This window comes from Alloalcanivorax gelatiniphagus (assembly GCF_005938655.1).
GTDB lineage: Bacteria > Pseudomonadota > Gammaproteobacteria > Pseudomonadales > Alcanivoracaceae > Alloalcanivorax > Alloalcanivorax gelatiniphagus.
The window spans coordinates 1-20,846 of sequence record NZ_VCQT01000036.1 but is presented as its reverse complement, the minus strand read 5'-3'; the positions used below and the strand labels follow the sequence as shown (position 1 = coordinate 20,846).

Below are 20,846 nucleotides of genomic sequence, written 5' to 3'. Positions count from 1 at the left end.
GCATCCCTGGAGGTAAGCCAATGACTGCCCACGAGGTCGACCGCGATTCCCAAGTCGGGGATGCGGTGCAAACCGAAAAGGTCAATCTGCTCGGACTCACCCGGCCGCAAATGGAAGAATTCTTCCTGGCCATGGGTGAGAAGAAGTTCCGTGCCCAGCAGGTGCTCAAGTGGATCCACCATCATCAGGCGGACGACTTCGAGCAAATGACCGATGTGGGCAAGGCATTGCGCGAGAAGCTTGCCCGGGTGGCGGAGATCCGTGGTCCCAAGGTGCTCCATGAGGGCATTTCCCGGGACGGCACCCGCAAGTGGGTGTTTGAAGCGGATAACGGCGGCGCCGTGGAGACCGTGTTTATTCCCGACGGTCGCCGCGGCACCCTGTGCGTCTCCTCCCAGGTGGGCTGCGCGGTGGACTGCAGTTTCTGTTCCACCGGCAAACAGGGCTTTCAGCGCGACATGACCAGCGCCGAGATCATCGGCCAGGTGTGGCAGGCCAGCCGCGCCTTCGGTCCGCGCAAGAATCTGGGCGAGCACCCGATCACCAACGTGGTGATGATGGGCATGGGCGAGCCGATGCTGAACTACGAGCCGGTGCTCTCGGCCATGCGCATCATGCGCGATGACCTGGGCTACGGCATCAGCAAGCGCCGTATCACCCTGTCCACCTCCGGCGTGGTGCCCAAGATCGACCAGCTCAGCCGCGACCTGGACGTGTCCCTGGCGGTGAGCCTGCACGCTCCCAACGACGAGCTGCGCAACCAACTGGTGCCGCTTAACCGCAAGTACCCGCTGGCCGACCTGATGGCCGCCTGCAAGCGCTACAGCGACGCCATTACCCATCGCCACAACACCATCACCATGGAATACGTGATGCTGCGCGATGTGAACGACAAACCGGAACACGCCCGCCAGCTGGTCAAGCTGCTCAAGGGCATCCCGGTGAAGGTGAACCTGATTCCCTTCAACCCGTTTCCCCATGCCGGCTATGAACGCTCCCGCAAGGCGGACATCCTGGCATTCCACAAATTCCTGAACGACAATGGCGTGCTCACCACGGTGCGCACCACCCGCGGCGACGACATCGACGCCGCCTGCGGCCAGCTGGTGGGCGAGGTCAAGGACCGCACCCGCCGCAGTGAACGCTGGCAAGCGTCCATCTTTCATCGCGCCGAGCAACCGGACAGCAACGCAGCGCCCGCGCAATGAGCCCTACGCTTCGACAGTTCGCCCTCACCGTCAGCCTGGCGGCCCTGCTCGGCCTGCTGGGTGGTTGCATGACGGCCACCGAAGGGGGCCAACGCAACGAAGTGAAGGTGGACGAGGCGGTGGCCACCCGGGTGGCGGCCGGCATGAAGTACCTGCAGATGGGCAACCCTTCCGAGGCGCGCCGCCACTTCTCCCGGGCCCTGTCGCTCAACGACGACAGCGCCCAGGCGCACAACGCCATGGCGCTGCTGTACAACTACGAGCGCGACTCCAAGCAGGAAGAACACCACTACCGCAAGGCGTTGTCCGCCGACCGTGACTACGCCCCGGCCCTGAACAACTACGGCACCTTGCTGTTTTCCCAGGGGCGCTATGACGAGGCCCTGGAGAAGTTCAAGCGCGCCGCCAACGACCCCAAATACGAAGGCCGGGCCAGCGCCTTCAATAACATGGGCGCCACCTACAAGGCCCTGGGCGAACTGGACCGGGCCCGCGAGGCCTATATCCGTTCGCTGCGCCTGAGCCCGGGCAACAGCCAGCTGCTGCTGGAGCTGGCGCGGCTGTATTACCAGGACGGCCGGGCCAGTCTCGGCTGGGATTACTACCGTGATTACGAGCGGCGCGTGCGACCGCAGAGCGCCGAGGCCCTGTGGGTGGGCATCCGCCTGGCCGCGGACCTCGGCAAACGTGACCAGCAGGCCAGCTACGAGCTGGCGCTGCAGAATCTCTACCCGGAAAGCCGTGAGTACCGCCTCTGGCGGGCCTGGCGCGCCGGGCAGGAGGGAGACGAATGAGCGAGGACGACGCAGCCATGCTGCCCGGTGAACGTTTGCGCCGGGCCCGCGAAGAGCAGGGCCTGAGCCAGGAAGAAGTCTCCAAACAATTGCGCCTGTCGCTGTCTTATCTGAAGGCGCTGGAGGACGACGACTACAGCCGTCTGCCCGAGCCCACCTTCATCAAGGGCTACCTGCGCAACTACGCACGCCTGATGGGCCTGCCCACCGAAGAACTGGCGCGCCGCTTCCAGCAGGAGATGGACTCCCAGCGGGATGCGGAACACGAACGGGAGCAGCAGGCGGCGGAGCACGCGCCGCGCCGCCACGAGTGGCGGGTGCCGCTGGTGGTGATCCTGGTGGTGGTGCTGGCGGTGGCCGTGGGCTGGTGGCTGTGGCCGCGCGGCGAGGTGGCGCCGGCGCCGGTGGACTCGCCCTCGGACCTGTCGCCGCGCAGCGAGCAGCTGGGCGACCCGGCTCCGGATAACCCGGACCCGGCGCTGCCCGACGACACCGAACCGATGGCGCCGGCGGACGAATCCATGGCGCCGTCGGCGGACGAGGGCGCCGGCCCGGCGTCCGGCGCGGACAACCCGGCGGCACCGGAGGCCGGCCAACCCGCCGGAGCGCCCCGGACGCCCGCCCGGGACGGCGGCGAGTCCGCCGTCGCCGACGCCGCCGGCAACACACCGGCAGCCACCGAAAACGACAGCCTCAGCCTGTCGTTTTCTCGGTTATGCTGGGTGCGCGTGGTGGACGCCACCGGCGCCACCCTCAGCCAGGGCCAGCGCAACGCCGGTGACCGGCTGGATCTGCAAGGCCAGGCGCCGTTTCGCCTGACCGTGGGTGACGCCGCCGCGGTGTCCTCCGTGTCTCTCAATGGCGAGGCGGTCTCCCTGCCCAGCCAGCGCTCCGGCGATGTGGTGCGCGTCACCCTGCCCTAGGTTCTGATAGCACGGCGCCCCATACTTCACTCGGCTCGAACGTTTCAGGAAGCAGGTTATGGAACCGGAACTGTCCATTCAGCGTCGCAAATCACGCCAGATCCATGTCGGCAAGGTGCCGGTGGGTGGTGATGCGCCGATCTCGGTGCAAAGCATGACCAACACCGATACCTGTGACGTGGACGCCACCGTGGGCCAGATTCGCCGGCTGGAAGAGGTGGGCGCGGACATCGTGCGGGTGTCGGTGCCGACCATGGAAGCCGCCGAGGCGTTCGGCCGGATCAAGCGTCAGGTGGACGTGCCCCTGGTGGCGGATATCCATTACGACCACAAGATCGCCCTGCGGGTGGCGGACGAGGGCGCCGACTGCCTGCGCATCAACCCGGGCAACATCGGCCGCGAGGACCGGGTGCGGGCGGTGATCGAATCCGCCCGGGACCACGGCGTGCCGATCCGCATCGGGGTCAACGCCGGCTCCCTGGAAAAGGAACTGCAGCGCAAATACGGCGAACCCACCAGCGATGCCCTGGTGGAATCCGCCCTGCGCCACGCGGAGATCCTGGACCGCTACGACTTCCAGGACTTCAAGATCAGCGTCAAGGCCTCCAACGTCTTTATGACCCTGCAGGCCTACCGCAAGCTGGCCAGCCAGATTGAGCAGCCCCTGCACCTGGGCGTCACCGAGGCGGGCACGTTCCGCTCCGGCACGGTGAAATCCGCCGTCGCCCTGGGGGGCCTGCTGATGGAAGGCATTGGCGACACCATCCGCATTTCCCTGGCCACCGATCCGGTGGAGGAAATCCGCGTCGGCTTCGACATCCTCAAGAGCCTCAACCTGCGCAAGAAAGGCGTGAACATCATCGCCTGCCCGAGCTGCTCCCGGCAGAACTTCAACGTGATCGACACGGTCAACGAGCTGGAAGCGCGCCTGGAGGACATCAACGAGTCGGTGGACCTGGCGGTGATCGGCTGCCTGGTGAACGGCCCCGGCGAAGCCCGCGAGGCGGACATCGGCCTCACCGGCGGCACCCCCAACAACCTGTCCTACTCGGACGGGCAGAAAAGCCACCACATCACGTCCGAGAACCTGGTGGACGAGTTGGAGCGCATGGTGCGCGCCAAGGTGGAGAAAATGCGCGAGGACGAGGCGCGAGGTATCATCGCGCGCAGCGAGTAATCGAATCATGGCGCTTGATCGCGGCTGAAGCCGCTCCTACCACGTCTCCGTGGGAGCGGCTTCAGCCGCGATCAGGCGCAATCCAGAACAAGGAGCACCGGTGAGTAAGAAGATCGCGTCGGTACGCGGCATGAACGATGTATTGCCCGAGCAGACCCCGCTCTGGCAATGGCTGGAACAACGGGCCCGCGCGGTGCTTTCCGCCTACGGGTACCGGGAAATCCGCGTGCCCATCGTGGAGCGCACCGAGCTGTTCGCCCGCGGCATCGGTGAGGTCACCGACATCGTCGAGAAGGAGATGTACACCTTCGAGGACCGTGGCGGCGACAGCCTGACCCTGCGCCCGGAAGGCACCGCCGGCTGCGTGCGCGCCGCCGAGGAGCACGGGCTGCTGTATAACCAGACCCAGCGGCTCTGGTACACCGGCCCCATGTTCCGCTACGAGCGCCCCCAGGCCGGCCGCTACCGCCAGTTCCATCAGATCGGCGCGGAAACCTTCGGCATGGAAGGCCCGGACATCGACGCCGAGGTGATCCTGCTCACCGCCCGCCTGTGGAAGGCCCTGGGCCTGGCGGATATCGTCACCCTGGAACTCAATACCCTGGGCGACCCGGACGACCGGGCCCGTTACCGGGATGCTCTGGTGGCTTTCCTGCGCGAGCACCGCGAGCGCCTGGACGAGGACTCCAAGAACCGCCTGGAGCGTAACCCCCTGCGGGTGCTGGACAGCAAGGACCCGGGTACCCGCGAGGTGCTTCAGGACGCGCCGCGGCTGGCGGACCACCTGGGCGACGCCGCCCGTGACCACTTCGAACAGCTAAAAGCGCTGTTGGACGCCGCCGGCATCGAGTACCTGATCAACCCGAACCTGGTGCGCGGGCTGGATTACTACGGGCGAACCGTGTTTGAGTGGACCACCGACGCGCTGGGCGCCCAGGGCACGGTGTGCGCCGGCGGCCGCTACGATGGCCTGGTGGCGCAGCTGGGCGGTAAACCGACCCCGGCGGTGGGCTTTGGCATGGGCCTGGAACGGCTGGTGCTACTGCTGGAAAAACAAGGCCAGGAACTGCCGGGCCCGGTGGCGATCTATATAACCGCCATGGGCAACGTGCAGCCCCAGGCACTGGCCCTGGCCGAGCGTCTGCGCGATGCCCTGCCGGGCGTCGGCATCCAATGCCACTGCGGTGGCGGCGGCTTCAAGAGTCAGATGAAGAAAGCGGACCGCAGCGGCGCCCGTTACGCCCTGATCCTGGGCGAGGACGAAGTGGCGGCCGGGCAGGTCACGGTAAAACCGTTGCGCGAGCAACACGAGCAACAGCAACTCAACGAGAATGAGGTGGCCGAATGGTTGGCCGCCCGTTTGCACGAAGGGCATTAAGGAGAATCTGGGGTGGTCGATTACATTCGTGACGAAGAAGAACAGGCCGAACGCATCAAGGAGTGGTGGCAGAAATACGGCATCGCCGCGGTGATCGTGATCGTGCTGGCGGTGGGGTCGTTGCTGGGCTGGCGCCAATGGCAGGAACACAGCGCCGGCGAGTCCGGTAAGGCCTCGGTGCACTATGAAACCATGACCCAGGCCATGGCCGCCGGCAACGACGACCAACTGCGCAGCGCCGCCAACACCCTGATCGAGGACTACGACGGCAGCGCCTACGCCGACATCGCGCGCCTGGCCCTGGCCCGGCTGGCGGTGCTCGACGGTGACCTGAACTCCGCCGCCGAGCTGCTTGGCACGGTGGCTGACGACCCGGCGGTCCGTGAACTGGAATACACCGCCCGCCTGCGCCTGGCGCGGGTGCAGGTGGGGCTGGGGGATCTGGATGCCGCGAACGAGCAGATTTCGCGCACCTTCCCGAAGGCCTGGCAAGGCCAGGCGCTGGAGCTGAAGGGGGACATCGCCAGCGCCCGGGAAAACTGGGACGCGGCCCGCGCCGCCTACGGCGACGCTCTGGAGGCCCTGGATGAAGGCGCTTCCCGGGACCGCGTACAAATGAAACTCGACGACCTGAAGTCGCAATCGTGAGCCCGTATTCGTGAAATATTCCTTCTCCACCCCCGCGGTCGCCGTACTGCTGTGCGTGATGGCGCTGGCCGGTTGCGCCAGCAACCCCAACGCCATCGAACCCAACCCGCTGCCGGACTTCGACAAGCGCTTCAACGTGGACCGGCTGTGGCGCTCCGGCGCCGGTGACGGCGTGGACGAAAGCGCCATGAAACTGCGCCCGGCGGTCACCGCCCAGCGCGTGTTCGCCGCCGATGTCCACGGCCGGGTCTACGCCTTTAACCGGGAAAACGGCAAGCGCCAATGGCGCAGCAAAACCAAGGACCGCATCTCCGGTGGCCTGTACGCCGGTTACGGCCAGGTGCTGTACGGCACCCGCGAAGGCGAGGCGGTGGCCCTGGACGCGGAAACCGGCGACGAGCTGTGGCGCGCCCGGGTCAGCAGTGAAGTGCTGGCGCCGCCCACCAGCGACGGCCTGCTGACGATCTTCCAGACCATCGACGGCCATGTGCTGGCCCTGGACGCGGAAACCGGCGAGCAGCGCTGGGACTACGAAACCACGGTGCCCAACCTGACCCTGCTGGGCGGCACCCAGCCGGTGATCGAAAGCGGCCGGGTCTATGCCGGCTTCGCCAGCGGCAAGGTGGCCGCCATCGAGCTGGACACCGGCGCGCCGCTGTGGGAACGGCGGGTGGCGGAACCCACCGGCCGTTCGGAACTGGACCGTCTGGTGGACGTGGACTCCAGCCTGCTGGTGGAAAACGGCGGCGTGTTCACCGCCACCTTCCAGGGCAAACTGGCGGTGCTCGACTGGGACAACGGCCGTCCCTACTGGGCCAAGGACATCTCCACCCACCAGGAAATCAGCTCCTACCTGTCCACCGTGTTCGTGGCTGACAGCGAAGGCCTGGTGCGCGGCGCCGAGCAGCGCAGCGGCACCTTCCTGTGGCAGCAGGACAAGCTCTACGGCCGCCGCCTCACCGGCACCGCCGTGCAGGACGGCCTGGTGGTGGTCGGCGATTACGAGGGCTACCTGCACTGGATGGACAGTGAGACCGGCGAACTGGTGGCCCGTTACCGGGACAACCGCAGCGGTTTCGCCGACACCCCGGTGGTCTACGACGACGTCCTCTACGCCCTAAGCGCCGACGGCAAGCTGGCCGCCTACAAGGTCGAAGCGAGGGACTAGCCCCAAGCTACAAGCCTCAAGCTGCAAGCAGGCCGTGCTTGCAGCGTCCCCTTTTTTTGTAGGAGCGGCTTCAGCCGCGATAACCCCCCTCGACCGCCCATCGCCGTTTTGTAGGAGCGGCTTTAGCCGCGATAACCCCCCCCCCCGACCGCCCATCGCGGCTAAAGCCGCTCCTACCGCCGCGTTGTTCGACGCGTCGGCGGCTTGCAGCTTGTAGCTAGAATCCCCCCACGCCTGTATCCTGCCCGGTAATCACCATTGCCACCCTGATCGAGCCCCAATGAAACCCGTGATCGCCCTGGTGGGCCGCCCCAACGTGGGCAAATCCACCCTGTTCAACCGCCTGACCCGTACCCGCAACGCCATCGTGGCGGATTTCCCTGGCCTGACCCGGGACCGCCAGTATGGCGACGGCAAGCTGGGTGAGCGCCCCTATACGGTGGTGGACACCGGCGGCATCGGCGAGAGCGAGGAGGGCATCGACCGGCCGATGACCGACCAGGCCCTGCAGGCGGTGGGCGAGGCCGACGCGGTGCTGTTCCTGGTGGACGGCCGCGCCGGCCTCACCGCCGCCGACCAACAGGTGGCCTCTGAGCTGCGCAAACTGCCCAAGCCGGTGTTCCTGGCGGTCAACAAGACCGACGGCCTGGAACCGGAAACCGCCATGGCGGACTTCTACGCCCTCGGCCTCAGCGACCTGTTCCCGATCGCCGCCGCCCACGGCCGTGGCGTGCGCGCCATGATGGACGCGGTGCTCACCGCCTTCCCCGAGGCGGAACCCGAGGAAGACGCGGTCGATAACCCGGACACGGTGCGGGTGGCGGTGCTGGGCCGGCCCAATGTGGGCAAATCCACCCTGATCAACCGCATCCTCGGCGAGGAGCGGGTCATCGTCTATGACCACGCCGGCACCACCCGCGACAGCATCGAGGTGCCGTTCACCCGCCAGCCCCGGGACGGTGGCGAGCCCCGCGACTACGTGCTGATCGACACCGCCGGCATCCGCCGCCGGGGCAAGGTCCACGAGACCGTGGAAAAATTCTCCGTGATCAAGGCCCTGCAGGCGGTGGATGCGGCCCAGGTGGTGGTGCTGGTGGTGGACGCCCAGGACGGCATCACCGAACAGGACCTGCATCTGATCGGCTACACCATCGAAGCCGGCCGCGCCCTGGTGGTGGCGGTGAATAAATGGGATAACCTGGAAAGCGACCACAAGGACTGGGTCAAGCGCGAAGTCGGGCGGCGCCTGCATTTCGCCCCCTGGGTGAAGGTGCATTACATCTCGGCGCTGCACGGCACCGGCGTGGGCGACCTGTTCGCCTTCGTGGAACGGGCCTGGGACTCCGCCTTCATCAAGCTGGGCAGCAACGCCCTGACCCGCATGCTGGAGGACATCACCGGCTCCCACCCGCCGCCGCGCAACGGCCGCTTCCGGGCCAAGCTGCGCTACGCTCACCTGGGGGGCTCCAACCCGCCCACGGTGGTGATCCACGGCAACCGCACCGAGTCGTTACCAAACAGCTACCAGCGTTATCTGGAAAACCGCTTCCGGGAACTGCTAAAAATTGAAGGGTCGCCGATTCGCCTGGAGCTGAAATCCGGCGACAACCCGTTCGAGGGACGCAAGAACACGCTCACCGAGCGGCAAATCAAACGCAAACGGCGCATGATGAAGCACGTAAAAAAATAGTATGTTGCCCAAGTAGGAGCGGCTTCAGCCGCGATAACGGCCGAGCCGGGACGCTTCGGTGGTCGCGGCTGAAGCCGCTCCTGCGGTGGGAACGGGGGACGAATCGTGAGACGCATCGGGGGATGCGCGCTGCTGGTCTTGGGTTTGTGGGCGGCGCCGGTCTGGGCACAGTTCGAAGAGACGCAGGGGGCGGTGCCCCGGGTGCTGACCCCGGCGCGCCTGGATCAACCCGTGTCGGAGGTGCCCGCCAGCGTCACCGTCATCGACCGCGAACTGATCCACGCCAGCGGCGCCCGCGAACTCTATGAAGTGATGCGCCTGGTGCCGGGCATGAGCGTGGCCAAGACCGATGGCAACCTGCCGTCGGTGGCCTACCACGGCACCCAGGCCCGCGATCAGCGCCGCATGCTGGTGCTGCTGGACGGCCGCAGCGTCTACCAGCCGGGCTTCGCCCGGGTCAACTGGAACGCCATCCCGGTGGCCCTGGAGGACGTGGAGCGCATCGAGGTGACCCGCGGCCCGGCCTCCGCCGCCTACGGCGCCAACGCCTTCGTCGGCGTCATCAACATCATCACCCGCGACCCCCGCGACGTGGGTGGCCAGCAGGCCCGCCTGCGGCTGGGCAACAACGGCATCCGCGACGCCCGGGTGGCCGCCAGCCAGCAATTTGATCAGGGTGCCTGGCGGCTCAGCGTCAACGACCAGCGCGACGACGGCTACGACGCCGGCCTCGCGCCGCTGGACACCGGCGACAGCAAGCGCACCACCACGGTCAACGGCCGGGCGGTCTGGGAGCCGGGCTACCGGGATACCCTGACCCTGCACGCCGGCGGCAGCCGCACCCGCCTGGACCGGCCCTATGAGCGCGGCCTGCAGGACATCGCCGAGTACACCGACGAAAGCGTGGAGCGCGCCGACCGGCTTTTCCTGGGTCTGGACTGGCAGCGCCAGTTCTCCTCCAGCCACCAGCTCAAGGTCAGCGTCTACGCCCAGCACAACGACGAAGAAACCAACCTGGACCTGTGCTTCAACGACCCGCTCACCGGTAATGGCGGGCCCGGTGGCGGGCTGTTCTTCTCCAAGGAACTGCGGGACCTCTATCTGGCCAACGGCGGCGACCTGGACCAGACCCTGGCCAGCGCCCCCGCCGACCCGGCGGTGCAGAACCGCTACGCCACCCTGCTGGCCAACGGCGGCGAGCCGTTCTGCGGCACCGGCTGGCTGGACGTGAGCGAGACCCGCTACGACCTGGAAATCCAGGATACCCTGCAGTTCAGCGAGTGGGCGCGGCTGGTGGCCGGCATCAATGTGCGCCACGACCGGGGCGAATCCCGGGCCTATCTGTCCGGTACCGCCGAAAACGTGAGCCACCGGCTGTTCGCCAACCTGGCGGTGAATCCGCTGGCCCCGGTGACCGTGAGCCTGGGCGGGTTCTGGGAACACGACGACATCAGCGGCGAGCTGTTCAGCCCCCGGGCCGGCATCAACTGGGAGGTGCTGCCCGGCCACACCCTGCGCGCGGTCTACGCCCGTGCCGTGCGCACCCCGGACATCTACGAGGACCAGGCCAACATCAACCTGGAGATCCGTGACCTGCCGCCGTCCTACGCGGACCGGCAGGCCCTGCTGGGCTGGGCGCCGGCCTATTTCTTCGTCAATCAGCAAAGCCCCGGCACCGTGCAGCCGGAACGCATCCGCTCCCGGGAGCTGGGCTACTACGGCCGCTTCACCGCCGGCGCCCTGGGGGCCATGGAGCTGGACCTGCGCTATTTCCAGGAGGAGCTCTGGGACCTGGTGAGTGGCCAGCTCAACCCGTTCAACTTCGAGCCGGAAAACGACGGTAAGGTGCGCCACCGTGGCACCGAAGCCCAATTGAGCTGGCGGCCGACGGCGAGCCACCTGCTCCGCCTCACCGGCGCCCGTATTCACACCGAGGCCAACCAGGGCGCCGAACAGCGCTTCGCCGCCCGCGACAGCGCCGGCGCCCTCTGGTATTGGCGGCTGGGCGGCGGCTGGTGGTGGTCCACCGCCTACCATCTGGCGCGGGATTACAACGATTACCCCTTCGAACGGATCGATGCGCAGATCGGCCGGCGGCAGCGCCTGGGGCCCACGGAGCTGGAATGGAGCCTGCTGTTGCAGCAACCTCTTAATGATGAACCCGTGGTATTTGATGAAAACCGGTATCAGGACGACCAACGTTATTGGCTCACGGTCACCGTGAACTTCTGACAGACAGCCTGGGCAAGGTGCCCGGCAGGGACCCGGCATGAAGGACGCGACAGCCAGCAAAGGAGGACGCTTGAGCCGGGCCCGACCGCGGCCCGGCCCGCCATTATGGCGGGCACCGGCGGGCCGGTGCTCGCTGTCGCTGATGCTGGCGGCGTGGCTGCTGGTCTGGGGGCTGGCCGGGGAGGCCGCGGCGCAAACGCCGGCGCCGGCGGTGACGGCGCGCCTGCTGGCCGCTTCCCCGGAGGCGGCCACCCACTTCGCCGACCGCTTGCGCGCCCTCGGCGACGGCGCCGTGCGGGTGGTGGAGCGGGACGCGGAGCTGACCCTGGCCCTGGGCGATGAGGCCTTCCGCATGGCCCTGTCGGCGCCGGGTCACGGGCCGGTGCTGGGGGTGGGCGTGACCACCGACCGGGTGCGCGAGCAGGTCACCGCCGGCTGCCGCTGTTCGGCGATTCGCGCCGGGGCGTCCCTGGCGGCGCAGTTGGCGGTGCTCAGCGAGTTGATGCCCGCCGCCCGCCGTATCGGCGTGATGCTTGGGCCGCACAGTGCCTGGCAGGCACCGCTGGTGGCACCGCCGGGCCTGATACTGGATGTGATCGCGGTGGACCCGCCCCAGCGTCTCGGGCCGCTGTTGCGGCGCCAACTGCCGGATTGGGACGCCTTGCTGCTGCCCACGGACCCGATCCTGTTCGGCCCCGGCACCGCCCGGCTGGTGCTGCTCACCAGCTACCGCCAGCGGGTGCCGGTATTCGGCCCGGACGCCGACTATGTGCACGCCGGCAGCGTCGCCAGCGCGGTGCCCAACAGCGACGACCTGGTCCGCGCGGTGCGGCGCTGGGTGGCGCAATGGCGCGCCACCGGCCGCTGGCAGGAGCCGGGCTTCGCCGGCCACTATCACCTGGTGATCAACGACCACGTGGCCCGGGCCTACGACCTCAGTGTCACCCCGGGAATCCGCCTGGAACGCACCCTGGAGAACACGCCATGAGCCTTCCCTCATGAGGACCCACAACGGCATTCGCCGCCAGCTGCAGTGGCTGGGCGTGATTCCGGCGCTGATCATGCTGGTGCTGGTACTGGTGGCGCTCACCTGGCAGCGCTTTCAGGACGTGGACAAGGAAGTGCGCCAACTGGGCGGCTTTCTGGCCCAGCAACTGGCCGCCAGCGCCGAGTACGGCGTGCTGTCCGGCAACGCCTCGGATCTGAGCCGCCAGGCGCGCATGGTGCTGGAGCGCCCGGACGTGCGCCGGGTGAAATTCCTGGATGAAAACGGCCAGCTGCTGCTCAGTGCCGGGGAGGGCGCCGGTGACGGCGCGGTGCTGGAGTTCCGCGCCGGCATCTACCGCCAGCCGGTGCTGTTCACCGGTGATACCGCCAATGGCGCCGCTCCGGACCGCATCGGCGAGGTCGTGTTGGGGCTGTCCCGGGGCCGGATTCTGGCCCGCCAGAAGGAAATCCTGTTGGCCAGCCTGCTGCCGGCCCTGTTCGCGGTGCTGGTGGGGCTGCTCAGCGCCCGCTATCTGGCCCGTGCCATCGCCGAGCCGCTGGTGCACCTGACCCGGCTGGTGCGGGTGATTCGCGGCGGCGACTATGAGGCCCGGGGCGACCGCCGGCTGGACGGCGAACTGGCCGACCTGCAAACCAACATCAACGACCTGGCGGACGGCCTGGAGCGGGCCCGCACCAACCAGCGCAAGGCGATCGCCGACCTGCGCGACGCCCACCGCCAGGCGGAGCAGGCCAGCCAGGCGAAAAGCGACTTCCTGGCGATGATGAGCCACGAGCTGCGCACCCCCATGAACGGCGTGCTGGGCATGCTGCAACTGCTGGAAACCACCCCGCAAAACGACGAACAGCGCGAATACACCCAGGCCGCCCTGGAATCCACCGGCCACCTGCTGGAAGTGATCAACGACATCCTCGACTTCTCGCGCATCGAAGCCGGCCGCATGGAAGTGGAGCAAACCTTCTTCGACCCGCTGCCGGTGCTCAACAACTGCGTCAATACCTTCCGTTACCTGGCCCGGGAAAAGGGGCTCTACCTGAACCTGGAGGGCGCCGACTGCCTGGCGGACCTGGAGGTATGTTCCGACCCGGTGCGCCTGCGGCAGATTCTCAGCAACCTGATTTCCAACGCGGTGAAGTTCACCGACCAGGGCGGCATCCGCGTGCAGGTCAGCGTTATGTACCAGCAGGAGCACACCATCGACCTGGCCATCGACGTGCGCGACACCGGCGTGGGCATCGCCGAGGCGGAGCGGGGCAAGCTGTTCCAGGCGTTCTCGCAGCTGGACTCGTCGCCGTCGCGACGCCACGGCGGCACCGGCCTGGGCCTGGTGATCGCCCGGCGGCTGGCGCAGATTCTCGGCGGCGACCTGACCCTGATCAGCGAGCAGGGGCAGGGCAGCTGTTTTACCCTCAGCCTGCGCCTGCGCACCCGGCCCACCCTGCACGCCGGCGCCCCGGCGCTGTCGGTCACCGTGGGCCAGTTGAGTGGCCGGGTGCTGCTGGTGGAAGACAACGAGGTGAACCGGCTGGTGGCCCGGCGCATGCTCGAGCACCTGGGCCTGGAGGTGGTCACCGCCGGCGACGGCGCCAGCGCCCTGGCGATGGCCTCGGAACAGCGCTTCGACTGCATCCTTATGGACGTGCAGATGCCGGTCATGGACGGCCTGGAAGCCACCCGCGCCCTGCGCCGCCGGGAACGGGAAGGCAGCCGCGACCCGGTGCCCATCGTGGCGCTCACCGCCAACGCCATGTTCGAAGAGCGCCAACGCTGCCTCGCCGCCGGCATGGACGCCCACCTCGCCAAACCGTTCCGCCGCCACCTGCTCGCCAACCTCCTCAGCCGCTTCCTCCCCGCCGCCTGAGCCCCCCGGCTCACCGGCGCCCTGGCACCCTGGCACCCTGTAGGAGCGACTTCAGTCGCGAGCACCTAAAGCCAACCAAAACCCCCGGTAGGAGCGACTTCAGTCGCGATAGGGTCTGAAAGCAAAGACCAACCGCCGTAATCGCGACTGAAGTCGCTCCTACAGGGGGGGATTCGAATTACTTCGGGGGTTTAACGCGGGTGACGGTGGCCTCGAAGGACCCCTTGGCCAGCCGCGTCTCCACGGTCTGGCCTTCCTGGAGGCCCTCCACCGACCGCAGCGGCTCGCCGGCCACCAACGTCAAGGAATAGCCCCGGTCCAGGGTGGCCAGGGGGCTGGCGGTATTGAGGCGATGGCCCAGGCCGGAGAGGCGCTGGGCCAGATGGCGTTGCTGATGGGACAGCGGCACCGGCAGCCGCCGGCGCAACTCCGCCAGCCGCTGGGCCTGGCGGGTCACCTGCTGGGCCGGCGACTGCTGGCGCAGGCGCACGTCCAGGGGCCGCCAGCGGCTCTGCAACAACGTCAGCTTATGGCTCAGGGCCCGGGCCATGCGGACCTGCTGCTCGTCCACCAGCTGCCGGGTCTGTTCCAGTTGCCGCTCCGGGTGGCGCACCTGCAGCCGCCGGGCCAGCCCGTCCAACCGCTGGCGCTGGCTCTTCAAAGCAACGTCCATGCCGTGCCGCTGGCGGCGCGCCAGCACCCGCAGGCGCTGCAACAGCGCCTCGCCGTCCGGGCTGATCAGCTCCGCCGCCGCCGATGGCGTGGGTGCCCGCACGTCCGCCGCGAAATCGGTGAGCGCCACGTCCACCTCATGGCCCACGGCGCTGACCACCGGCACCGGACTGGCCGCCACCGCCCGCACCAGGGCCTCGTCATTGAACGCCCACAGATCCTCCAGACTGCCGCCGCCGCGTCCCAGCACCAGCACATCGCAATCGCCCCGGGCGGTGGCCCGCTCCAGGGCGGCGCGGATCTGCGCCGGCGCTTCGGCGCCCTGCACCGGGGTGGGGAAAATCAGCACCGGAATCGACGGCGCCCGGCGCTGCAGCACGTGCAGAATATCCCGGACCGCCGCCCCGCTGGGGCTGGTGATCACCCCGATTTGCCTGGGCCAGGCGGGAAGTGGGCGCTTACGCTCCTGGGCGAACAGCCCCTCCGCCTCCAGCTTCGCCTTGAGCGCCTCGAACTGCGCCCGCAGAGCGCCTTCACCGGCCTCTTCCATATGCTCGACGATGATCTGGAAACCACCCCGGGGCACATACAGGGTGATGCGCGCCCGCACCAGCACCTGCTGCCCATCCCGGGGCTGGAACCGCAGCAGGCTGTTACGATTTCGAAACATGGCCCCGCTAACCTGGGCCCGATCGTCCTTGAGGCTGAAATACAGGTGCCCGGAACGGGGCCGCGCCAGATTGGACAGCTCCCCCTGAAGCCAGATCAAGGGGAAGGTGCCCTCCAGCAGGCCCTGGGCTTCCAGGTTCAAGCGGCTGACGGAATACGGTTGGCTGCGCGATGAAGGATCCATGGCGCGCAATGTACGGCGGCGTGGCGCTGGCGGCAAGCCGGGCGCTGCGGGAGGGCCGAGTTACAAGTTGAAAGTTAAAAGTTGAAAGGTCGCAGCAGCATCGCATGCCCCGCGGCCTTTGGCCGGGAGCGTGCCTTGCCTGAGCGCGGGCATGGCCGGGCTGACCACTGGCGACCGGTCCGCGCTTCAACTTTTAACTTTCAACTTGTAACTCCTGCCCCACGGCCGTCGGACATTGCCGCTAAGGCCCCTGTTGCTTTATAATGTCCGGCTTAATTTAACGGAGCCCCTGGTTCGCCCTTGCGCCGGCTCCTCCCTGCCCGACCCGGCTTCCCGGCCGGCGACAGCCCGGCGCACCGGGGTCCAGACTCCCCCAGTTGTATACGGTGCAAAATGCTCAGAATCGCGCAAGAGGCACTCACGTTCGACGACGTTCTGCTCCTGCCCGCCCACTCCGATGTGCTGCCCAACGCGGTCTCGCTGAAGACCCGGCTGACCCGCAACATCGAGTTGAACGTTCCGCTGATCTCGGCGGCCATGGACACCGTCACCGAACATCGCCTGGCCATCACCATGGCCCAGGAAGGCGGCATCGGCATCCTGCACAAAAGCATGCCGGTGGACGACCAGGCCCGGCAGGTGCGCGCGGTCAAGAAGTTCGAATCCGGCGTGGTCAAGGACCCGATCACCATCAGCCCCAATGCCACCGTCCGTGAGCTGATCCACCTCACCGACGCCAACAACATCTCCGGCGTGCCGGTGGTGGAAGGCGAGCAGGTGGTGGGCATCGTCACCAGCCGTGACACCCGCTTCATCACCGACTACGACCAGTCCGTGGCCGACATCATGACCGGCCGCGACCGCCTGGTGACGGTGGGCGAGGGCGCCGACGCCAGCGAAGTGCAGACCCTGCTGCACAAGCACCGCATCGAGAAAATCCTGGTGGTCAATGAATCCGGCGCCCTGCGCGGCATGATCACCGTGAAGGACATCGAAAAAGCCACCCGCTACCCCAACGCCTGCAAGGACGCCCAGGGCCGCCTGCGCGTGGGCGCGGCGGTGGGCACCGGCGGCGGCACCGAGGAACGCGTGGCCGCCCTGGTGGAAGCCGGCGTGGACGTGATCGTGGTGGACACCGCCCACGGCCACTCCCAGGGCGTGCTCAACCGGGTTGCCTGGGTCAAGAAGCACTTCCCCGAGGTGGACGTGATCGGCGGCAACATCGCCACCGCCGAAGCCGCCAAGGCGCTGATGGAAGCCGGCGCCGACGGCGTCAAGGTGGGCATCGGCCCGGGCTCCATCTGCACTACCCGCATCGTCGCCGGCATCGGCGTACCGCAGATCACCGCCGTCTCCGAAGTGGCCGCCGCCCTCAAGGGCACCGACGTGCCGCTGATCTCCGACGGTGGCATCCGCTTCTCCGGTGACATCGCCAAGGCCGTCGCCGCCGGCGCCCACGCCATCATGATCGGCTCCCTGCTGGCCGGCACCGAAGAAGCCCCCGGCGAAGTGGAACTGTTCCAGGGCGGCTACTACAAAGCCTACCGGGGCATGGGCTCCCTGGGCGCCATGTCCGGCAAAACCGGCTCCTCGGACCGATACTTCCAGGACGCCGCCGCCGGCATCGAAAAACTGGTGCCCGAAGGCATCGAAGGCCGGGTGCCCTACAAAGGCCCGATGAGCGCCATCGTCCACCAACTGATGGGCGGCCTGCGCGCCTCCATGGGCTACACCGGCTGCGCCAACATCGAAGAAATGCGCACCAAGCCCTACTTCGTGAAGGTCACCAACGCGGGCATGAAGGAATCCCACGTCCACGACGTGACGATTACGAAAGAAGCGCCGAACTATCCCGTGGGGTAACGGCCCCGTGATAACGCTGTAGGAGCGACTTCAGTCGCGATCAACCGAGGCAATGATCGTGGCTCCCATCGCGGCTAAAGCCGCTCCTACATCAAGACCAAACAAACCAAAACGGCCGGCTCACCCGCCGGCCTTTGCATTTAAAACCGGCCCACAACCGCCGGCCTAACCGGAAACGGACCATGCAAGATATCCACGCCCAGCGCATCCTGATCCTCGACTTCGGCTCCCAGTACACCCAGCTGATCGCCCGCCGCGTCCGTGAAATCGGCGTCTACTGCGAAATCCGCGCCTTCGACGCCACCGCCGAAGACATCGCCGACTTCGACCCCAAGGGCATCATCCTCTCCGGCGGCCCGGAATCCGTCACCGCCGCCGAGACCCCGCGGGCCCCGCAAGCGGTGTTCGAACAGGGCGTGCCGGTGCTGGGCATCTGCTACGGCATGCAAACCATGGCCGAGCAACTGGGCGGCTCCGTGGTCGCCGGTGAAAAACACGAATTCGGCTACGCCCGCGTCGCCAAGGCCGACGGCAGCGACCTGCTCAACGGCATCATCGACCACGAAGAAGCCGGCACCGAATACCTGGACGTATGGATGAGCCACGGCGACCGCGTCGGCTCCATCCCGGACGGCTTTGTCGTCACCGCCACCACCGACAGCTGCCCCATCGCCGCCATGGCCAACGATGACAAACGCTTCTACGGCATCCAGTTCCACCCGGAAGTCACCCACACCCTCCAGGGCGGCCGCATCCTCGAACGCTTTATCCGCGACATCTGCGCCTGCGACGCCCTCTGGACCCCGGCCAAGATCATCGACGACGCCATCGCCACCATCCAGGAACAGGTCGGCACCGACGAAGTCATCCTCGGCCTCTCCGGCGGCGTCGACTCCTCCGTGGTCGCCGCGCTCCTGCACAAAGCCATCGGTGACCAGCTCACCTGCGTCTTCGTCGACAACGGCCTCCTCCGCCACGGCGAAGGCGACCAGGTCATGGAAATGTTCGCCGAACACATGGGTGTCCGCGTCATCCGCGTCGACGCCGAAGACCACTTCCTCTCCCGCCTCGCCGGCGAAGCCGACCCGGAGAAGAAGCGCAAAATCATCGGCAACACCTTCATCGACATCTTCGACGCCGAAGCCGGCAAACTGAAAAACGCCAACTGGCTCGCCCAAGGCACCATCTACCCGGACGTGATCGAATCCGCCGCCTCCAAAACCGGCGGCGCCCACGTCATCAAATCCCACCACAACGTGGGCGGCCTCCCCGAGCACATGAAGCTCAAACTCGTCGAACCCCTGCGCGAACTCTTCAAAGACGAAGTCCGCAAAATCGGCCTCGAGCTCGGCCTGCCGTATGACATGGTCTACCGCCACCCCTTCCCCGGCCCCGGCCTGGGCGTGCGCATCCTCGGCGAAGTCAAAAAGGACTACGCCGACACCCTGCGCCTCGCGGACCACATCTTTATCGAAGAACTCAAAGCAGACGGCCTCTACCACAAAACCAGCCAGGCCTTCGCCGTCTTCCTCCCGGTCAAATCCGTCGGCGTCGTCGGCGACGCCCGCCGCTACGAATACGTAGTAGCGCTGCGCGCCGTCGAAACCATCGACTTCATGACCGCCCGCTGGGCGCACCTGCCCTACGAGTTTCTGGAGAAGGTCTCCAGCCGGATCATTAACGAGATTCCAGGGATCAGCCGGGTGACGTATGACATCTCGTCCAAGCCGCCGGCTACGATTGAGTGGGAATGATCTGATTTAGGCTGCTAGTAAGGGCTTACTTGGAAGGCCGCCGGCGCGGGAGCGTCGGCGGCCTTTTTTGCGTCTTGGGGAAAGTGTTGGTCAAGATATCAGGAGTGGGCAGCCCGCTCAGTTTGTAAGCGGCTGATTTTTCTGCTTTTATTCCAAGTCATGGGAAATCAAGAAAAGGGATGTGACGCCGGCGCGTTCATTGGATATTCGAGCTGGCGTCCTAATTCCTGTTATATTCAAAAAAGTCGAAACGCTTACGTAGCGTCTCTCAGAGGTGGCCTCCTGAGACTGATGATGACAGGCTTAATTTTTGTATTGCTCGATCCATCCAGTTTCTGGGGGATGTTCGTGCTTTCTGAAATTGTCGGTTATCTATCAACTCAACCTAAGGAGGGTTTGCTTATGGTTATTAAGGTTCTAAGAGAAGCTAAGTCATTTGTGAACAAGCAGTTCAAGCGTGTCGTCCCGTCTTGGGAGCTCCACCTCCCTTACAGGCTTAACCTGCTGATGATCCGGTGAAACTCCGGTGAAAAGGGAGAGAAATATAACCAGTATCTTTACCGGACGCGGCTATCGTCGCGCCGATAAGCATGGCGTTATGTTGCTGCTAGGAGTTGAGATTTGACATGGATTTCTTGAATAAGGTTGGAGAATTCCTCTCGGACATGACCAACGCTGGAATGGTCTTCGAGGCTATCGGAATATTCCTGGTGGCAAAATATGGTATTCCTCGAAATAGTGATGCCAGTCCTCACGATATCGTTGTAATCAGTAAAACCGGTGAAGATCTGAATGCGGCCATGAGAATGCTTAAGACTTTTACTCGTCGTGAGCGACTTGGCTTCACTCTAATGGGGCTTGGCATAATCTTGATGCTTCTGGATCGGAACCTGTAGTGAAACAACATAACCAAGCCAGGCACGGCGACGCCTTTTACGTTGCGGCTTCGCCTTCACTACAAAGCCGCGCATGCTAGCAGCGTTAGCTCAACAAGAAGAAAGACCTTATGGAAGAACCAAAAGTATTTATCTCATATAGCTGGACAGATCCGTCACATCAAGAGCTGGTAAAGCATTGGGCTGATAGGCTTATTGCCGATGGTGTCGATGTCATTTTGGATATCTATGATTTGAAGGAAGGTGATGACAAGTACGTTTTTATGGAGAGCATGGTAACTGATCCAAAAGTCACGCATGTATTAGTTATATGCGACCGAGCGTATGCAGAAAAAGCTGATGCAAGGAAAGCCGGTGTTGGTACTGAGTCGCAGATTATATCTGGCGAGGTTTACGCAAAAGTAAAACAATCAAAATTTATTCCCATAGTGTGTGAGTTTGGTGATGACGGTGAGCCTTTCTTGCCTACCTTTATGAAGGCAAGGATGTGGGTAAACTTTTCAAGCTCAGAGGCAGAAAATGAAAACTGGGAGCAATTGGTTCGCCTACTTTATGGAAAGCCTCAGCATGTAAAGCCGAAAAAAGGGAAGGCTCCAACTTTCATTACAAGCGAAACCCCAATTCCTACTGGTGAGGTATTTGCAAAGTACAACTCTCTCAAGCAAGCAGTTTTACAAGAGAAAAAGGGAATAAAGCATTGAACCGCCCCGGGTATCGAGG

16 protein-coding genes and 1 other RNA gene are annotated in these 20,846 nt (G+C 65.6%); 16 read left to right on the top strand and 1 reads right to left on the bottom strand.

All coding sequences use genetic code 11. The annotated features are described in order from the left end of the window. Positions 1–20: 20 nt before the first annotated feature. From rlmN to FGS76_RS11400, 11 genes are all read left to right on the top strand, one after another. Entirely contained in the window at positions 21–1,208 is a 1,188-nt protein-coding gene (gene rlmN / locus FGS76_RS11450) for a dual-specificity RNA methyltransferase RlmN (protein ID WP_138772781.1), read from the top strand. After that, positions 1,205–2,002: a type IV pilus biogenesis/stability protein PilW gene (gene pilW, locus FGS76_RS11445; protein WP_138772780.1), complete on the top strand. Its 798-nt coding sequence runs from the start codon at positions 1,205–1,207 to the stop codon at positions 2,000–2,002. Before rlmN ends, pilW begins: the two co-directional genes overlap by 4 nt. After that, the gene (locus FGS76_RS11440) at positions 1,999–2,925 is read left to right on the top strand and encodes a RodZ domain-containing protein (RefSeq protein ID WP_138772779.1); all 927 of its coding nucleotides are present in this window, start codon (positions 1,999–2,001) and stop codon (positions 2,923–2,925) included. Before pilW ends, FGS76_RS11440 begins: the two co-directional genes overlap by 4 nt. A gap of 58 nt (positions 2,926–2,983) precedes the next feature. Beyond that, positions 2,984–4,102, top strand: coding sequence for a flavodoxin-dependent (E)-4-hydroxy-3-methylbut-2-enyl-diphosphate synthase (gene ispG / locus FGS76_RS11435; protein ID WP_138772778.1), 1,119 nt, complete (start codon positions 2,984–2,986; stop codon positions 4,100–4,102). A 100-nt stretch (positions 4,103–4,202) separates the two neighbouring features. Continuing rightward, positions 4,203–5,480: a histidine--tRNA ligase gene (hisS, locus tag FGS76_RS11430; RefSeq protein ID WP_138772777.1), complete on the top strand. Its 1,278-nt coding sequence runs from the start codon at positions 4,203–4,205 to the stop codon at positions 5,478–5,480. A 12-nt stretch (positions 5,481–5,492) separates the two neighbouring features. After that, complete coding sequence (locus FGS76_RS11425) at positions 5,493–6,128, top strand: YfgM family protein (RefSeq protein WP_138772776.1); 636 nt, start codon at positions 5,493–5,495, stop codon at positions 6,126–6,128. A gap of 10 nt (positions 6,129–6,138) precedes the next feature. After that, complete coding sequence (bamB, locus tag FGS76_RS11420) at positions 6,139–7,296, top strand: outer membrane protein assembly factor BamB (protein ID WP_240692516.1); 1,158 nt, start codon at positions 6,139–6,141, stop codon at positions 7,294–7,296. A gap of 280 nt (positions 7,297–7,576) precedes the next feature. Beyond that, positions 7,577–8,986 (top strand): ribosome biogenesis GTPase Der, encoded by a 1,410-nt coding sequence (gene der / locus FGS76_RS11415; RefSeq protein ID WP_138772775.1) that lies wholly within the window; start codon positions 7,577–7,579, stop codon positions 8,984–8,986. 105 nt (positions 8,987–9,091) lie between these two features. Further along, positions 9,092–11,218 carry a TonB-dependent receptor plug domain-containing protein gene (locus FGS76_RS11410; RefSeq protein ID WP_240692515.1) on the top strand — a complete coding sequence of 709 codons (2,127 nt, stop codon included), beginning with the start codon at positions 9,092–9,094 and terminating at the stop codon, positions 11,216–11,218. A gap of 142 nt (positions 11,219–11,360) precedes the next feature. Beyond that, complete coding sequence (locus FGS76_RS11405) at positions 11,361–12,206, top strand: type 1 periplasmic-binding domain-containing protein (RefSeq protein ID WP_170214459.1); 846 nt, start codon at positions 11,361–11,363, stop codon at positions 12,204–12,206. A 10-nt stretch (positions 12,207–12,216) separates the two neighbouring features. Beyond that, positions 12,217–14,088, top strand: a complete 1,872-nt coding sequence (locus tag FGS76_RS11400) for an ATP-binding protein (RefSeq protein WP_138772773.1) — start codon at positions 12,217–12,219, stop codon at positions 14,086–14,088. A 178-nt stretch (positions 14,089–14,266) separates the two neighbouring features. On the opposite strand, the gene xseA is transcribed toward FGS76_RS11400, so the two are convergent. After that, on the bottom strand, positions 14,267–15,613 hold the full coding sequence (xseA, locus tag FGS76_RS11395) for an exodeoxyribonuclease VII large subunit (protein WP_138772772.1): 1,347 nt from the start codon (positions 15,611–15,613) through the stop codon (positions 14,267–14,269). 393 nt (positions 15,614–16,006) lie between these two features. Here xseA and guaB point away from each other — a divergent pair, with 393 nt between their 5' ends. The 5 genes from guaB (at position 16,007) to FGS76_RS11370 (ending at position 20,827) form a co-directional block, all read left to right on the top strand. Next, positions 16,007–17,476 (top strand): IMP dehydrogenase, encoded by a 1,470-nt coding sequence (gene guaB, locus FGS76_RS11390; protein ID WP_138772771.1) that lies wholly within the window; start codon positions 16,007–16,009, stop codon positions 17,474–17,476. Between the two features lie 182 nt (positions 17,477–17,658). Continuing rightward, positions 17,659–19,230 (top strand): glutamine-hydrolyzing GMP synthase, encoded by a 1,572-nt coding sequence (gene guaA, locus FGS76_RS11385; RefSeq protein ID WP_138772770.1) that lies wholly within the window; start codon positions 17,659–17,661, stop codon positions 19,228–19,230. Positions 19,231–19,473: 243 nt separating this feature from the next. Continuing rightward, positions 19,474–19,537: hammerhead ribozyme type II (locus FGS76_RS11380), an RNA gene on the top strand. 319 nt (positions 19,538–19,856) lie between these two features. Continuing rightward, the gene (locus tag FGS76_RS11375; protein ID WP_138772769.1) at positions 19,857–20,126 is read left to right on the top strand and encodes a hypothetical protein; all 270 of its coding nucleotides are present in this window, start codon (positions 19,857–19,859) and stop codon (positions 20,124–20,126) included. A gap of 110 nt (positions 20,127–20,236) precedes the next feature. Beyond that, positions 20,237–20,827: a toll/interleukin-1 receptor domain-containing protein gene (locus FGS76_RS11370; protein WP_138772768.1), complete on the top strand. Its 591-nt coding sequence runs from the start codon at positions 20,237–20,239 to the stop codon at positions 20,825–20,827. Positions 20,828–20,846 lie beyond the last annotated feature (19 nt).

Excerpts from the sequence above, each read along its gene's own strand:
- rlmN (WP_138772781.1), top strand. The coding sequence starts at position 21 with ATGACTGCCCACGAGGTCGACCGCGATTCCCAAGTCGGGGATGCGGTG.
- pilW (WP_138772780.1), top strand. The coding sequence starts at position 1,205 with ATGAGCCCTACGCTTCGACAGTTCGCCCTCACCGTCAGCCTGGCGGCC.
- FGS76_RS11440 (WP_138772779.1), top strand. The coding sequence starts at position 1,999 with ATGAGCGAGGACGACGCAGCCATGCTGCCCGGTGAACGTTTGCGCCGG.
- ispG (WP_138772778.1), top strand. The coding sequence starts at position 2,984 with ATGGAACCGGAACTGTCCATTCAGCGTCGCAAATCACGCCAGATCCAT.
- der (WP_138772775.1), top strand. The coding sequence starts at position 7,577 with ATGAAACCCGTGATCGCCCTGGTGGGCCGCCCCAACGTGGGCAAATCC.
- FGS76_RS11405 (WP_170214459.1), top strand. The coding sequence starts at position 11,361 with ATGCTGGCGGCGTGGCTGCTGGTCTGGGGGCTGGCCGGGGAGGCCGCG.
- FGS76_RS11400 (WP_138772773.1), top strand. The coding sequence starts at position 12,217 with ATGAGGACCCACAACGGCATTCGCCGCCAGCTGCAGTGGCTGGGCGTG.
- xseA (WP_138772772.1), bottom strand. The coding sequence starts at position 15,613 with ATGGATCCTTCATCGCGCAGCCAACCGTATTCCGTCAGCCGCTTGAAC.
- guaB (WP_138772771.1), top strand. The coding sequence starts at position 16,007 with ATGCTCAGAATCGCGCAAGAGGCACTCACGTTCGACGACGTTCTGCTC.
- guaA (WP_138772770.1), top strand. The coding sequence starts at position 17,659 with ATGCAAGATATCCACGCCCAGCGCATCCTGATCCTCGACTTCGGCTCC.
- FGS76_RS11375 (WP_138772769.1), top strand. The coding sequence starts at position 19,857 with ATGGATTTCTTGAATAAGGTTGGAGAATTCCTCTCGGACATGACCAAC.
- FGS76_RS11370 (WP_138772768.1), top strand. The coding sequence starts at position 20,237 with ATGGAAGAACCAAAAGTATTTATCTCATATAGCTGGACAGATCCGTCA.